At 64.1% G+C, this 15,240-nt stretch carries 14 protein-coding genes; 4 read left to right on the forward strand and 10 right to left on the reverse strand.

Annotated elements, in window-relative coordinates:
- Nucleotides 1–335: 335 nt before the first annotated feature.
- Nucleotides 336–2,675, reverse strand: a complete 2,340-nt coding sequence (locus B0G83_RS21730; protein WP_105509456.1) for an NADP-dependent malic enzyme — start codon at nt 2,673–2,675, stop codon at nt 336–338.
- Nucleotides 2,676–2,938: 263 nt separating this feature from the next.
- On the opposite strand from B0G83_RS21730, the gene thiL reads away from it, so the two are divergent.
- The 4 genes from thiL to B0G83_RS21750 all read left to right on the forward strand — a co-directional run bounded on the left by thiL (nt 2,939) and on the right by B0G83_RS21750 (nt 5,645).
- The gene (gene thiL / locus B0G83_RS21735) at nt 2,939–3,937 is read left to right on the forward strand and encodes a thiamine-phosphate kinase (protein WP_105509457.1); all 999 of its coding nucleotides are present in this window, start codon (nt 2,939–2,941) and stop codon (nt 3,935–3,937) included.
- On the forward strand, nt 3,927–4,502 hold the full coding sequence (locus tag B0G83_RS21740) for a phosphatidylglycerophosphatase A (RefSeq protein ID WP_105509458.1): 576 nt from the start codon (nt 3,927–3,929) through the stop codon (nt 4,500–4,502). The genes thiL and B0G83_RS21740 overlap by 11 nt, the downstream gene beginning before the upstream one ends.
- Nucleotides 4,503–4,570: 68 nt before the next feature.
- Complete coding sequence (locus B0G83_RS21745) at nt 4,571–5,071, forward strand: CinA family protein (protein ID WP_105509459.1); 501 nt, start codon at nt 4,571–4,573, stop codon at nt 5,069–5,071.
- A 55-nt stretch (nt 5,072–5,126) separates the two neighbouring features.
- Entirely contained in the window at nt 5,127–5,645 is a 519-nt protein-coding gene (locus tag B0G83_RS21750; RefSeq protein WP_105509559.1) for a cupin domain-containing protein, read from the forward strand.
- 111 nt (nt 5,646–5,756) lie between these two features.
- Here B0G83_RS21750 and pyrF read toward each other — a convergent pair whose 3' ends face one another.
- From pyrF to B0G83_RS21795, 9 genes are all read right to left on the reverse strand, one after another.
- A complete protein-coding gene (gene pyrF / locus B0G83_RS21755; protein WP_105509460.1) occupies nt 5,757–6,572 on the reverse strand; it encodes an orotidine-5'-phosphate decarboxylase in 816 nt (271 codons plus the stop codon).
- Nucleotides 6,573–6,777: 205 nt separating this feature from the next.
- Complete coding sequence (locus tag B0G83_RS21760) at nt 6,778–7,839, reverse strand: aldose 1-epimerase (RefSeq protein ID WP_105509461.1); 1,062 nt, start codon at nt 7,837–7,839, stop codon at nt 6,778–6,780.
- 255 nt (nt 7,840–8,094) lie between these two features.
- On the reverse strand, nt 8,095–9,024 hold the full coding sequence (locus B0G83_RS21765; protein WP_105509462.1) for an SMP-30/gluconolactonase/LRE family protein: 930 nt from the start codon (nt 9,022–9,024) through the stop codon (nt 8,095–8,097).
- Nucleotides 9,021–9,821 carry an SDR family NAD(P)-dependent oxidoreductase gene (locus tag B0G83_RS21770; RefSeq protein ID WP_105509463.1) on the reverse strand — a complete coding sequence of 267 codons (801 nt, stop codon included), beginning with the start codon at nt 9,819–9,821 and terminating at the stop codon, nt 9,021–9,023. Before B0G83_RS21770 ends, B0G83_RS21765 begins: the two co-directional genes overlap by 4 nt.
- 27 nt (nt 9,822–9,848) lie before the next feature.
- Nucleotides 9,849–10,865, reverse strand: coding sequence for an L-arabinose ABC transporter permease AraH (araH, locus tag B0G83_RS21775; RefSeq protein WP_105509464.1), 1,017 nt, complete (start codon nt 10,863–10,865; stop codon nt 9,849–9,851).
- A gap of 54 nt (nt 10,866–10,919) precedes the next feature.
- The gene (araG, locus tag B0G83_RS21780) at nt 10,920–12,458 is read right to left on the reverse strand and encodes an L-arabinose ABC transporter ATP-binding protein AraG (protein WP_105509465.1); all 1,539 of its coding nucleotides are present in this window, start codon (nt 12,456–12,458) and stop codon (nt 10,920–10,922) included.
- Nucleotides 12,459–12,604: 146 nt separating this feature from the next.
- Nucleotides 12,605–13,603, reverse strand: coding sequence for an arabinose ABC transporter substrate-binding protein (locus B0G83_RS21785; RefSeq protein ID WP_105509466.1), 999 nt, complete (start codon nt 13,601–13,603; stop codon nt 12,605–12,607).
- 148 nt (nt 13,604–13,751) lie between these two features.
- A complete protein-coding gene (locus tag B0G83_RS21790; RefSeq protein ID WP_105509467.1) occupies nt 13,752–14,549 on the reverse strand; it encodes an SDR family oxidoreductase in 798 nt (265 codons plus the stop codon).
- The gene (locus tag B0G83_RS21795; RefSeq protein ID WP_105509468.1) at nt 14,546–15,226 is read right to left on the reverse strand and encodes a 2-dehydro-3-deoxy-6-phosphogalactonate aldolase; all 681 of its coding nucleotides are present in this window, start codon (nt 15,224–15,226) and stop codon (nt 14,546–14,548) included. Before B0G83_RS21795 ends, B0G83_RS21790 begins: the two co-directional genes overlap by 4 nt.
- Nucleotides 15,227–15,240: the final 14 nt, after the last annotated feature.

The raw sequence follows: 15,240 nt of genomic DNA on the forward strand, positions 1-15,240 counted from the left end.
CTATCAGTCAAGCGGAAACGCCCACCGGAGCGGCTTTGACGACTTTTGACAGAATTGTTAGCTTAGTCAGGCTAAACTTAAACTTGATTTAGCAATCGCACGCTGGTTGCGTGAAATTCAGCACGCGGCCGGTCCGGGCGTTTCGCCTTGTGACGCGCGCCCGGAGGGCTAAATTCGTTGGAAGCTGGATCGTGCGGTTTGCCATTTCAGGGTGACTATTCCCCAGTTCACCCGAGGCGTGCCCGTTGCGGGCACGCTTTTTTTTCCGCTTTTTCGTGTGGCGCCGATCCGCTGCGCCACACGAGGTTCGCTCGAACAGATTCGAGCAGGCCCGATCAGCGTGCCGCGATCACATCCGCGACCAGCAGAGCCGTCATATTGACGATCCGGCGCACCGTCGCCGAGGCCGTCAGCACGTGAACCGGCTGGGCCGCGCCCAGCAGCATCGGACCGATCGCGATGTTGTTGCCCGCGGCGGTCTTCAGCAGGTTGTACGAGATGTTGGCCGCGTCGATGTTCGGCAGCACCAGCAGGTTCGCGTCGCCTTCCAGCGTCGAGTCGGGCAGCACTTCGCGGCGCAGGTTTGCGTCGAGCGCCACGTCGCCGTGCATTTCACCGTCCACCTGGAGTTCCGGCGCACGCTCGCGCAGGATCGCCAGCGTGTCGCGCATTTTCTGCGCGGTCGGCGCATTGCTCGAACCGAAGTTCGAATGCGACAGCAGCGCGACCTTCGGCTCGATACCAAAACGGCGCACTTCCTCGGCGGCCATGATGGTGATCTCGGCCAGTTGCTCCGGCGTCGGGTCCACGTTCACGTGCGTGTCGACGATAAAGATCTGCCGATTCGGCAGCACCAGACCATTCATCGCCGCGTAGACCTTGCGGCCTTCCTTCTTGCCGATCACCTGATCGATAAAGTGCAGGTGACGGTGCGTCGTGCTGACCGTGCCGCAGATCATGCCATCCGCTTCGCCCTTCTTCACCAGCATGGCGCCGATCAGCGTGGTGCGGCGGCGCATTTCGAGCTTCGCCATCTGCTCGGTGATGCCCTTGCGGGACATCATCTTGAAGTATTCCTGCCAGAAGTCGCGATAGCGCTCGTCATGGTCGGTGTTGACGACCGTGTAATCCTGACCCGCGATCAAACGCAGACCGTAGCGCGCAATCCGCTGCTCGATCACCGCCGGACGGCCAATCAGAATCGGCTTGGCCAGCTTTTCGTCGACGATGATCTGCATGGCGCGCAGCACGCGCTCTTCTTCGCCTTCCGCGAACACGATGCGCTTCTTCTCCGGCTCGACGCCACGCGCCACCTGGAAAATCGGCTTCATGGTCGTGCCGCTGTGATACACGAACTGCTGCAGATGCTGTTCGTACGCATCCATGTCTTCGATCGGACGCTCGGCGACGCCCGAATCCATCGCGGCCTTCGCCACGGCCGGCGCGACCTTGACGATCAGGCGCGGGTCGAACGGCTTCGGAATCAGGTATTCCGGCCCGAACGACAGATCCTGAATGCCGTAAGCGGTCGCGACGATATCGCTCTGCTCCTGACGCGCCAGTTCGGCAATCGCGTTCACCGCCGCGATTTCCATTTCCCGCGTGACCGTCGTCGCGCCCGCGTCCAGCGCGCCGCGGAACAGGAACGGGAACACCAGCACGTTGTTCACCTGGTTCGGATAGTCGGTACGGCCCGTGCACAGCACCGCGTCCGGACGCACTTCGAGTGCGAGTTCCGGCAGGATTTCCGGCGTGGGATTCGCAAGCGCCAGAATCAGCGGCTTATCCGCCATCTGCTTGACCATGTCCTGCTTCAGCACGCCGCCGGCAGACAACCCCAGGAAAATGTCCGCGCCGCCAATCGCTTCGGCGAGCGTGCGGGCCTCGGTTTCACGCGCGAAGCGTTCCTTGTCCGGGTCCATCAGCTCGACGCGGCCCTTGTAGACCACGCCGGCCAGATCGGTGACGGTGATGTTTTCGAGCGGCAGGCCGATATCGACCAGCAGATCCAGACAGGCCAGCGCCGCGGCGCCCGCACCCGACGACACCAGCTTGACCGACTTGATGTCTTTGCCGACGACCTTCAAGCCATTGGTGATGGCGGCCGCCACGACGATCGCCGTGCCGTGCTGGTCGTCGTGGAACACCGGAATCTTCATGCGCTTACGGCATTCACGTTCGACGATGAAGCAGTCCGGCGCCTTGATGTCTTCCAGGTTGATCCCGCCGAAGGTCGGTTCGAGCGCGGCGATCACCTCGACCAGCTTGTGCGGATCGGACTCGTTCAACTCGATATCGAACACGTCGATGCCGGCGAACTTCTTGAACAAGACCGCCTTGCCTTCCATGACCGGCTTCGACGCGAGCGGCCCGATGTTGCCCAGCCCCAGCACCGCGGTGCCGTTCGTGACGACGCCCACCAGGTTGCTGCGCGCGGTGAAACGCGCGGCGTTCAGCGGGTTCTCGACGATTTCCTCGCACGCGAACGCGACGCCCGGCGAATACGCCAGCGCGAGATCGCGCTGGTTGATCATCTGCTTGGTCGGGGCGATCGCGATCTTCCCCGGGGTGGGGAACTCGTGGTAATCGAGGGCGGCTTCGCGGAGTTTGCTATTGACGGGAGTCGACATAAGGCGGGCTTCGAAGTGCGGATTAGAATAGATGTTCGACGGCATTGTAGCCCCAATTGCCGGCTCAATTCCTTCAAAACGGGTACAACTGCCGCGACCGAAACAGTGCGAAAGGTCGATGCAATGTGCATCGACCGGAATGTGCAGTTGGCGTGCCGTACAGCCTACTCGCTTGAGCGTTGCCGGCGCATTAGGGATTGAACCAGCGGTCACTTCGTACAATGCGCGCCGTTAGCCGACGTTCGCGGCGCGGGTTGACTCACCTACCGCTCATCCACCGCTCACTTACCGTTTATCTACCGCCGCCCATGCTCTCCGAGTTTTCGCTGATCGATCGTTTCTTCGCGCGCCGCGCCGCCGCTCAACCGTCCGACGCGCAGAGCGGCGCGCTCGGCATCGGCGACGACTGCGCACTGCTCGCGCCACGCCCCGGCGAAATGCTGGCGATCTCGACGGACATGCTGGTGGAGGGCCGCCACTTCTTCGCCGACGTCGATCCGCAAGCGCTAGGACACAAAGCGCTCGCGGTGAACCTGTCGGATCTCGCGGCAATGGGCGCGCGGCCGCAGGCCTTCACGCTGGCGTTCTCGTTGCCCAAAGCCGACGAAGCCTGGCTCGCCGCGTTCAGCTCGGGACTCTTCGCGCTGGCCGAACGCTACGATTGCGCGCTGATCGGCGGCGATACGACCGGCGGGCCGTTGAATCTGTGCATCACCGTATTCGGCAGCGTGCCGCCGCAAGCTGCGCTGCGCCGCGACGCGGCGCAAGCCGGCGACGACATCTGGATTTCCGGCGCCCTCGGCGACGCGCGCGCTGGGCTTGGCGTGCAGCGCGGCGAATGGCAAGCCGATGCCAGCGACGCTGCGACGTTTCGTCGCGCCCTCGAACGCCCGGAGCCGCGCGTCGCGCTCGGCCTCGCGCTACGTGGCGTCGCACACGCGGCGCTCGATCTGTCGGATGGGTTGGCCGGCGATCTGCTGCACATCCTCGAACGCTCCAACTTGCGGGCCACCGTCGACGTCGACGCGGTACCGCGCTCGGCCGCGCTGCAACGCCTCTCACCGGAAATCCAGCAGCGCTGCACGCTCGCCGGCGGCGACGATTACGAACTGTGCTTCACGGCACCGGTTGCCGCGCGTACGGCGGTGCAAAACGCCGCTCGCGAGGCGGGCGTGCCGGTCACCCGCATCGGTACAATAAGCGCTCTCCAAACGGCGGCCGACCGCCCGGCGATCGGCTGGCGCGACGCCGCCGGCACGCCGCTCACTCTGACGTTGCAAGGCTTCGACCACTTCCATGCAGACTGATCCGCCGCTCGGCCCCGCCGACGAACTCATCGACGGCCAGCCGCCGAAACAGCCGCAAGAACCCAGCGCGCCCAATCCGCGGCCGCGCCGCGCAACCGCGCGCTTCATGCTGTCGCATCCGCTGCACATGCTGTCGCTGGGGTTCGGCAGCGGCTTGTCGCCCTTCGCGCCGGGAACCTTCGGCACGCTGTTCGCGTGGGCGTCGTTCATTGTTCTGAGCCGCTATTTGACCGTGACCGAATGGGGTCTGCTGATCGCGTTCGGTTTTGTCGGCGGCATCGCGCTGTGCGGCTTTACCGCGAAGAAGCTCGGCATCGACGATCCGTCGCCGGTCGTGTGGGACGAGATCGTCGCGTTCTGGCTGGTGCTGCTGATGGTCACGCCCGCCACATTGACCGAGCAGTTGTGGGCGTTCATCGTGTTCCGCTTCTTCGATATGGTGAAACCGCCGCCCATCGGTTATTTCGATCGCCGTCTGAAAGGTGGCTTTGGCATCATGTTCGATGACTTGGTCGCCGCATTCTTCACGCTGCTCGTCATTGCGCTCTGGCGCATGTCGGTTTAATCCTCGCCGGCGGCCGCTCCCGCGCCGCCGGACCTCGCCCGCCGGCCTTCGTTTTCCGGATTGACGCCATGCCTACCGATTCCGTGGTTCACCAGCTCGCGATTCGCGTGAGCAACCGCCTGCGCGACGAGCGCCTGATGCTCGTCACCGCCGAATCCTGTACGGGCGGCATGGTGGCGACCGCGATCACCGATATTTCCGGCAGCAGCGGCTGGTTCGAACGCGGCTTCGTCACGTATTCGAATCAGGCGAAGAGCGAGATGATCGGCGTGCCGGCCGACATGATCGAGAAGCACGGCGCGGTCAGCGAACAGGTCGCGCGCGCCATGGCCGAGGGCGCGCTGCGCAACAGCCGCGCGCAAGTGTCGCTGTCCATCACCGGCGTCGCCGGCCCTGGCGGCGGCACGGAGACCAAGCCGGTTGGGATGGTCTCGTTCGGTTGGAGCAACCGGCTGCATACGTCGGTAGAAACGAAGATTTTCAAGGGCGATCGCGAGCAGATTCGCGTGCAGGCCGCCACGCACGCGCTGCGCGGCGTGCTGGCGTTGCTCGATGAACGCGAGCATTGATTTGATTGTCCGTTGCAGCGCAGCGTTGAGAGCCAGGGAAATCATGTCCGAAGCAATGTCCGAGTCACGCGCCGCCATGGCTAAAGACGAACTGATCCGCCGCTTCGATCTGAAGCCGCATCCCGAGGGTGGATTTTTCAGCGAGACGTACCGCTCGGCCGAGCGCGTGATGCGCGACGGTGAGCCGATGCAAACGCGCTCGGCGTCGACCGCGATCTATTACCTGTTATGCGACGGCGCGCATTCGGCGTGGCATCGGATCAAGTCCGACGAAGTCTGGCATTTCTACGCCGGCGAGCCGCTGTACGTTCGCGTGCTCGATGAAAACGGCACGTTGCGCACCCATAAGCTGGGCAATGCATTGACGCATCCGGATGCCGTGTTTCAGGCCGTGGTACCGGCGGGCTGGTGGTTCGCCGCGGAGTGCGCCGATCCGGCGACGTTCGCGCTGGTGGGCTGCACCGTCGCGCCGGGATTCGAATTCAGCGAGTTCGAACTGGCGGACGTCGATGCGTTGAAGGCGCGGCATCCGCAGCAGGCAGGCTTCATTGAAAAGCTAAGGCCGGCGGTTTAGCCGGCCCTTAACTGAGCGGTGCGCACGAACGGCGCTTCTGCGCAATGCAACGAAATGAGGCGCAACGGTCTCAGCAGAACCGCGCCGCTTTAAGACACGGCGGCACGCTCCTCACCGAAACGCGTTGATCCGATCCCGCGTTTCCATCGCGGCTTTTGCCGCGGCGTCCGCGAAATCATCACCCTTACCCGCGTAAATAATCGCGCGCGACGAGTTGATCAGCATGCCCGTGCCGTTCGCGGTGCGGCCGGCGTTGACGGTTGCCTGCACGTCGCCGCCTTGCGCGCCGATGCCCGGAATCAGCAGCGGCATATCGCCGACAATCCCACGCACCACTTCGATTTCCTTCGGGAACGTCGCGCCGACCACCAGCGCGAGTTGACCGCTCGCATTCCACTTCTCGGCCGCCAGTTGCGCGACGACCTGATACAGCGGACGGCCGCCGGTTTCCAGAAATTGCAGATCGGAACCGCCCGGGTTCGACGTGCGGCACAGCACGATCACGCCCTTGCCCTCGTGCTCCAGATACGGCTGGATCGAATCGAACCCCATGTACGGATTGACCGTCACCGCGTCGGCTTGATAACGCTCGAAGGCTTCGCGCGCGTATTGTTCAGCGGTGCTGCCGATGTCGCCGCGCTTCGCGTCCAGAATCACCGGCAGGCCCGGATGATTCGCGTGAATGTGCGCGATCAGTTGCTCGAGCTGGTCTTCCGCGCGATGCGCGGCGAAGTAGGCGATCTGCGGCTTGAATGACGACGCGTACGGCGCCGTTGCGTCGACGATCGTGCGGCAGAACTCGAAAATCGCCTCGGGACGGCCCGCGAGCGCGCCTGGGAATTTGCTCGGCTCGGGATCGAGGCCGACGCACAGCAGCGAGTTGGTGCGCTGCCAGGCGTCGTTGAGTGTCGGGATGAAATGGGACATGGAGGTCTCGCGGCGAGCAGATGAACGGAAGTGGCGCGTATTTTACCCGTCCTGCGCGAAGGGCCGCGACGCGAGGCCTGATTGGCGCGCGGTGGCGCGGTTTCGCGGCGTTGAATTCGCGCCCCGAGCCTACGGTCGCCGTGTCGCCTCGCTCGCTACCGCCGCCGACTTTTCCGCTCGCTACCGCCGCGCCTTCACCGGCGCGCTACTGCCGCCGCTTCGTCCCCCGCGCGCCCGGCATCGAACGCAACCCCGTCCGCTCGACGGTGAAGCGGAACGTCCGCGACAGCCGCTCGCCGCGCTTCAGCAAGGTCATGCCGTTTTCGCACGCGCCGCCGGCCAGGTTCATCGCGTTGATCGGATGGTCCACCGGTTCGAAGCAGAAGAAGTCTTCACCGGTGGGCGTGTACAGCACGTAGTAGTCGGTGTCGGCCGAGATATTCAGCGACAAGCGGCGCTTCGGCCACACCACGGCCGCCTGTCCGCTCCACCCGGTGAACGCATGATTGACGACGGTATCCGGCAACGGATACGCCACCCCGAATTGCCACGCGGGGGGCGCCGGAACATGGCGCACCGGCAGCCAGTCGTCGCCGGACAGCCAGAGGCCGCCTGCCGCCGCCGATAGCTCGGTATCCGCGTCGCGCACAAAAAACGGATGCACGCCGAGCCCGAACGGTAGCGCCTCGCGCCCCGCGTTTTCGATTTCGAGCGTGACGGCGAGCGTCGGGCCGTCGAGCGTATAGGTTTGCGCCGCGCGGAATGCGTACGGTTTGCCGTCGTGGCGATCGAGCGTCAGGCGTACGCTTTCGCGCGCCGACTCGGCCACCTGCCACGCTGACAGCCAACCGTCGCCGTGAATCGGCAACGGTTCGTCGGCCCGATTGCGCGGCACGTCCACGCGCCGCCCCGCCACATCGAAACGACCTCCGCCGATGCGGTTCGAATACGGCAGCAGCGGATAACAGGCCAGCTGGTTGGGTTGTGTATCGGCCGCGACATGGCGGCAGCGCCGGAAAATCGGCGTCAGCGCGCCGTCGTTGCGCCAGTCGAAACGGGTAATGCCGCCGCCGAGCGTCGGCGCGACGTCGAGGCGCAAATGCGCGTTGGCGAGCGTGATGCACGCGAGCTCGCCGCCGCTGGTTTCGCCAACCGCCACCGCCGACGTGCTCGGCCCCGGCAGCACCGGATTGGCCGCCGCGGCAAGTCGCGAGCGCCGGCTCTGGGCGGTCGGCGGGGCGGCGGAAACAAGATTCGCAACAGTCATGGCTGACTCCATCGAGAGGCTTTGGACATGGCCGTCATTGCTGACGGATGCTGTTGGGCGATTTTCTTGAACCGGTCGCCTCTGGGTCCTGCAATGCAGGCTAATAATTTGCGGGCACTGGGATCGCGGCATTTACTGCTGAATCGATTTCGTGGTCACTGCGTCATGCGTCATGCGTGATACGAGATGCCTGAGCGGTCATCGACGCTACCGCCCCGAGCCGCCGCCGTGAAAAAGCGGCTGCGTCATTCTGCGCTATGCGGACGCGCCTTGGAACACCGGTTCCGGCAAACCCGCCTTTTCCACACGCGCGACGAACACGCCGCCCGCACCCGCGTCGTTCGCCAGCGCCGCAGCGTCCAGATCGATACGCGCGCTGGTGATATATAGCGTATCGAGCTGCGCACGCCCGTCGGTCGTTCCCTGTGACGCGCCGCCCAACGCGACGCAACTGGGCTGTGCCGTCGGCACATCGACACGCTCCGTTTCCACACCATCGGGGCCGTAACGCACGACGCGCCGGCCGCCCCACTGCGCGTTCCACAATCCGCCCTCGCGATCCACGGTCGAGCCGTCGGGTTCGCCGGTGGCGTCGGTCAGCGCGGTGAACAAACGGTCGTTGGCGACGCTGCCGTCGGCGCGATAGTCGCAGGCGCGAATTTCACGCGTCGGCGAATCGCAGTAGTACATGGTCGCGCCGTCGGGACTGAACGCGATGCTGTTCGAAATAGCCGGCGCCGGCAACGGCAAACGCTCCAGCGACAGATCGTGATTCAACCGGTAGAACCCGCCCACTGCCCGCAGCGGCGAGCCTTCGTCTTTCGTGCCGAACACGAAGCGCCCCTGACGGTCACAGCGGCCGTCGTTCACGCGCGTGTTCATGCCGGGTTCGACGTCGACGATATGACGCGTCTTGCCCGTCGTCAGATCGAAGAACGCCAGATGCGTGGCCAGACCCAGCAGCAGATGCCGCGGGTCCGCGCACAGCGCGAACGTGGCGAGCCGCTCCGGCATACGCCATTGCGTCGTGTCGCCGTCGCTCGGGTCGTAGCGCCACAGACAGGCGCCTTCGATATCCACCCAATAAAAGCGGCCGGTGCCCGCGCACCACGTCGCGCCTTCGCCGAGCGTGCATTGCGTGTCGAGCAGCAGCGCGGCCGGCTGCGCGCGCGCACTCGCCGTCATGCCCAGCCTCCGTCCACGATCAGATCCTGCGCGGTGATCATTTTGCTGTCGTCGGCGGCGAGGAACAGCGCCATACGCGCGAGATCCGCCGGCTCCAGTTCCGCGTCGATGCACTGGCCTTCCTTGATCGAACGACGGCCGGCGTCGTCGAGCCACAAACGCTTCTGCTTCTCCGTCATCACCCAGCCCGGCACCAGCGTATTCACGCGGATGTTGAAGTGCCCCAGGTCGCGCGCGAGGCCGCGCGTCAAACCCTGCACCGCCGACTTCGACATCACGTAGACCGGATAGCCGCCGTTCTTCAGCATCCAGCTGATCGAGCCGAGATTGATGATGGAGCCGCTGTTGGCGGCCTTCATGTCTTCCATTACCGCTTGCGCCGCGAAAAACTGGTGACGGATATTCACCGCGATGCCCGCGTCGAAAAACTCACGCGTGACTTCGCCGATCTGGTGACGCTTGTCGTTCGCCGCGTTGTTCACCAGCACCTGGATCGGGCCGATTGCGGCTTTGACGTCGGCGATCGCTTTTTGCAGCGCATCGACGTCGGTCAGATCGCAGGGCAGGAACAGCGGCTTGTGTTTCGAATCGCCGAGTTCGTCGGCGAGCGCCTCACCGGCACTCGCGTCGATATCGAAGAACGCGACACGTGAGCCCTGCGCCGCGAAATGCTCGACGAACGATGCGCCGATGCCGGTCGCGCCGCCCGTGATCAACACCGTACGGTCGACGAGACTCGGATAGCGCGCGAACGCGGTGTCCGCGAGACGGGCGTTTGCATTGGCCGGAGACGACATCGTTCGATTCCTTTCAGAGCTAGTCAATTAATCCCGCGAGCCGCGGTTCTTCAACTGGTCGAGCAGCACCGCCGCCAGCAGGATCGCGCCACGCACGAGGTACTGATAGAACGCGTCGATGTTCATCAGGTTCATCACGTTTTCGACCGTGCCCATGATCAGCACGCCGATCACCACGCCGGAAATCGTCGCGCGTCCGCCGAGCAGCGACACGCCACCCAGCACGCACGCCGAAATCACGTTCAGCTCGAACCCTTCCGCGGCATTCGGCTGACCCGACGTAATACGCGACGCCAGAATCACACCTGCCAGCGCGGTCACCGCGCCCTGGATCAGGAAGATGTAGACGCGCGTGCGTTCCACATTGATACCCGCCAGACGCGACGCTTCGGGATTGCCGCCGATCGCCAGCGTATTACGGCCGTACACCGTCTGGTTGAGCATCACACCGAACACGATGAAGCACAGCAGCGTGACCCAGATCGGCAGCGACACGCCAAAAAAGCTCAGCCCGCCCAACGCGATGAAGGTCTCCGACGACACGCCGACCGCCTGACCGTGCGACACGATGAAGCCGAAACCGCGCACGATTTCCATCGTCGCGAGCGTGGTAATCAGCGCGTTGATGCGCAGATACGCGATCACCGCGCCGTTGACGAAACCGATCACCGCGCCCGCCGCCACCGCCGCGATGATCGCGATGAAGGTGTTGCCGGTGGCGTTGAGCACCATGGCGCACAGCACGCCGGCGAACGCGACCGTCGACCCCACCGACAGATCGAAATCGCGCGACGCGAGACAGAACATCATCGTGCAGGCCACCATGCCGATCTGCGAGATCGACAGCGCCAAACCGAGCATGTTGTCGATCGAGAAGAAATGGTCGACCGTCAGCGACATCGTGGCGAACATCACCACGAAGATCACGATCAGGCTGTATTCGGTAACGTGTTGCCACCATTTCGTCTTGTCGGTGGTCTGTGGAATCAGCGCATCGGCCGCGCCTTTGGCGGCTTGTTGCGCGAGGTTTTCTCTAGCTTGCATGTTGAAGACTCCTCCCGTTCCCCACGGGTTGCCGGACTTTCGTCCAAATAATGGTCAGGCTGCCTGCTGAGCGGCGGTCTGGGTTCCGGGTAGTGCGGTCGAGCTTTGCGGCAACGCCAGGCTCAACACGGTTTGTTCGGTTGCATCCTTGCGCGACAGTTCGCCGGAAATCCGGCCCTGGCGCATCACGACGATCCGGTCGGACACGCCGAGCACTTCGGGCAGCTCCGACGAAATCATCACGATCGCGCAGCCGCGTTCGGCCAGCTGGTAGATCACGTTATAGATTTCATGCTTCGCGCCGACGTCGATGCCGCGCGTCGGTTCGTCGAGAATCACCACCTTCAGATCCGGCTCGGCGAGCCAGCGCGACAGAATCGCCTTCTGCTGGTTGCCGCCCGACAGAAAACGGATCTTCTGGCGACGACTCGGCGTCTTGATCTTCAGCAGCTTGATGAAACGGTCCGCGGTTTCCGCCTCTTTCTTGCGATCGAGGAACATGCCCGCGCGCAAATAGTGACGGCGGCAACTGATGTTGATGTTCTCCGACACCGTCGCCATCGCGACAATGCCTTCTTCCTTGCGGTCTTCCGGACACAACACGATGCCGTGGCGGATCGCTTCGCCCGCGCTGCGCACCTTGATCGGCTTACCGTCGAGCATGATCTCGCCGGCCTTGCGGTGATCCGCGCCGTACACCAGATGCATCAGTTCGCTGCGGCCCGCGCCCACCAGACCGAAGAAGCCGACGATCTCGCCGCGCCGCACCTCGAAGCTGGCCGGTTGCGCGAGCGCATGACCTTCGATCGCTTTCGCCGCGAAGCGCACTTCGCCCAGCGGCCGTGCCGAGTAGTTATAGATGTCGCTGATTTCACGCCCCACCATCTCGCTGACGATGGTGTCGCGCGACACGCCCTCGAGCGTGGGATGCGACGCGATCTTGCGACCGTCGCGGAAAATCGTGCAGGCGTCGCACAATTCGTAGATCTCGTCCATGCGGTGCGAGATGTAGATCATGGCGCGGTTGTCGGCGCGCAGGTCGCGCACCAGCTTGAACAGCACCTCGGTCTCGCGATGCGACAGCGAGCTGGTCGGCTCGTCCAGCGCGATCACGCGCGCGTTGCGCAGCAGAGCCTTGCAGATTTCGACCATCTGCCGTTGCGCGATCGAGAGCTTGCGCAGCTTCGCGTTCGGATCGAGCGCCACGCCCATCGCTTCGAGCCGTTCCCGCACGAAGCGTTTGGCTTCGCGCTTGTTGACCCAACCGAGCGAGTTCGGCAGTTGGCCGAGCAGCAGGTTTTCCGCGACCGTCAGATCGGGCACGTATTGCAGTTCCTGGTGAATCACCGCGATCCCCGCCGCGATCGACGACGCGGCGCTGGTGAAGCGCACCTCGTTGCCGTCGATCATGACGCGGCCCGAGTCGGGCTGATATTCACCGCCGAGTATCTTCAGCAGGGTCGATTTCCCTGCACCGTTTTCGCCCATCAGGCCGTGCACCTGGCCGACGTTGACGTCGAAGGACACACCGTCGAGCGCACGCACGCCTGGAAAGACTTTGCCGATATTGTCAAAACGTAGCGTCGCTGACACTTCCGCCTCCTCTGTTGTCTCAACTACTCATGTTGCTCATCTTGCTTATTGGCTACTGCTGCTGCCGGCGCGCCCGATCTCTTGAGAAACGACGCGCCGGCAGTTCACTTCATCGCACTGCGTTTTGCCGCGATTTTGCTGAAACCTTACTTCGACGCGAGGCCCATCTTCTCGCGCACGTCGGCGACGTTGTCACGCGTGGCCAGCATGCCGGTGGTCAGCGTGAGCATCGGCGGTTCCTTGCCTTGCGTGATCCAGTCGTACATCAGCGTCGAGGTTTCCTCGCCATGGCGCTTCGGGCTGATGATGACCGTGCCGTAGAAGCCGGTCGGCGTTGCCTTCTTGAACTCGTTCAAGGCCGAGTCCGAGCCGCCAATGCCGATACCGATCATGTTGTCCGCCTTGAAGCCGCGGCTTTCCGCTGCACGCACCGCGCCGAGCACGCCTTCGTCGTTCAGCGCATAGGCCACCCAGTGCTTGTATTGCGGGTTCTTGGTCAGCGCGATGTTGGCGGCGTTGAAAGCGTTTTCCGTGTCGGTCTTCGCTTGCGGCGCCATCACGATGTTCGCCTTCGGGAAGCCGGCGGCGACCAGTGCGTCGGTCGCGCCGCTGGTGCGGTCATGCGCGGTCGGCAGTTGTTCGTAGGTCACGTCGATCGCGCCGACGTCCTTCATGTCCCAGCCGCGCTTCTTGATTTCCGCAGCCAGGCCGTCGCCGACCTGCTTGCCGATGTTGTATGCCGAGATGCCCATATGCGGCACCGAAGCGATCGGCTTGCCCGCGCCGTCGACCAGACGATCGTCGACCGTCATCATCTTCAGGCCGTCGGCTTTCGCCTTCGCGACGATGCCCGGTCCGAGCTTGACGTCGGGCGTGCAGATCACGAAGCCTTGCGCTTTCTGGGCCGACAGGTTGTCGATTGCGCTCATCACCTTCTCGCCCGACGGCGCACCGATCTTCACCAGAGTGAAGCCCTTCTCCTTGGCGGCGATTTCAGCGAACTTCCATTCGTCCTGGAACCACGGTTCTTCCGGCTGCTTCACGAGGAAGCCGATCTTCACCGGGTCCGCCGCCTGCGCCACCGGTGCGTTGAAGAGCACACCCGTCGCCGCTGCTGCCAGCGTGAGGAAAATTCTACGTTTCATGATGCGTGTCTCCTGACTAATTAATAGATAACGAGAAGGTTATTGGCCGCGTTTTCTTGTACCGGGTGTGACACACGCGGCCAGCGCGTCGTCCGGTGAACTCATTGCGCCCCAGCGCAATTTGGGTACTGCGAAACGGCTGTAAAAATCAGTCGTGGTACAGCGCTGAACGTCCGCCATCCACGGTGACGCAGGAGGCGTTGATGAACGGCGCCTCGTCCGATGCGAGAAACACCGCCGTCATCGCCACTTCTTCCGGGCGGCCGATGCGCTTCATCGGCTGCAGATCGAGCGTGGCCTGCTGCGCCGCCGCCGGATCGGCTTGTTCGTTCCACCAGTCATGCGTCAATTGCGTTTCGATGTATCCCGGCGCGATCGCGTTGACCCGCACGTTGCGCGGCGCGTATTCGATGCCGAGCGCGCGCGTCAGGCCGATCACGCCGTGCTTCGCGACCGGGTACGGAAAGCAGCCCGGAATGATCTTGAACGAATGCGTCGACGCGATATTGATGATGCTGCCCGCGCCGCGTTCCACCATGCCCGGCAGCACCGCCCGGCAACCGTTCCAGACGCCGTCGAGGTCGACCGCGAAGCAGCGGCGCCAGTCGTCGTCGGTCATGGTCAGCGGGTCGCGGAACACGTTGATGCCGGCGTTGTTCACCAGCACGTCCAGTGGCTGGCCGAAGGTCTGTTCGGCTTCGCTTACCGCGTGCTGAACCGAGGCCGATTGGGTGACGTCGGTACGCACCGCGAGCACACGCGCTTCGTGCTGGCCGCGCCGTCCCATTTGCGAACGGATGCGTTCCGCCGTCTGTTGCGCGCTGTCGAGATCCAGCTCCGCCAGCACGACCGCCGCCCCCTCGCGCGCGAAGGCGAGCGCGATCGCCGCGCCGATGCCGCGCCCGGCGCCGGTGATCAATGCAGCCTTGCCGGCGAGCCGTGTCATTTCTTTGCCCCGGCGCGGGCAATCCGCAAACCGTTGATAAACGCCTTCGCATGCGAAGCCGTCACGGCCGCGCTCTGGCCCGGCTTGTACAGCGCGGAGCCGAGGCCGAAACCGTTCGCGCCGGCGCTGAGAAACGGGCCCATGTTGTCCGGCGTGATGCCGCCGACGGGCACCAGCGGCACCTGCGCCGCGATCACCGCGCGCCAGGCTTTCACGACCTGGCAGCCGAGCTGTTCGGCGGGGAACATCTTGAGCACGTCCGCGCCGTTCTTCAGCGCGATGAAGGCTTCGTTCGGCGTCGCGACGCCCGGCGAACAGGCCATGCCTTGCGCTTTCGCGGCGATCACGACTTCCGGGTCGCTATGCGGCATGACGATCAGTTCGCCGCCCGCCGACTTCACCTCGTTGACGAAGCTCGGATGCAGCACGGTGCCCGCGCCGACGATCGCGTCGGCCGGCAACGCCTTGCGGATCGCGGCGATGCTGTCGAACGGTTGCGGCGAATTCAACGGCACTTCGATGATGCGGAAGCCCGCTTCATACAGCGCCTGACCGTGATCGGCGGCGTCGGCGGGCGTCACGCCGCGCATGATCGCGATCAGCGGACACACCTCGAAGGCCGCGATCAGACCCGCGTGCGGCATGTACGGTGCGGGCAGATTGATATGAGGTTGCATGTCGATTCCTTGTT

The sequence above is a fragment of the Paraburkholderia sp. BL21I4N1 genome (assembly GCF_002973525.1).
Taxonomy (GTDB): Bacteria; Pseudomonadota; Gammaproteobacteria; order Burkholderiales; family Burkholderiaceae; genus Paraburkholderia.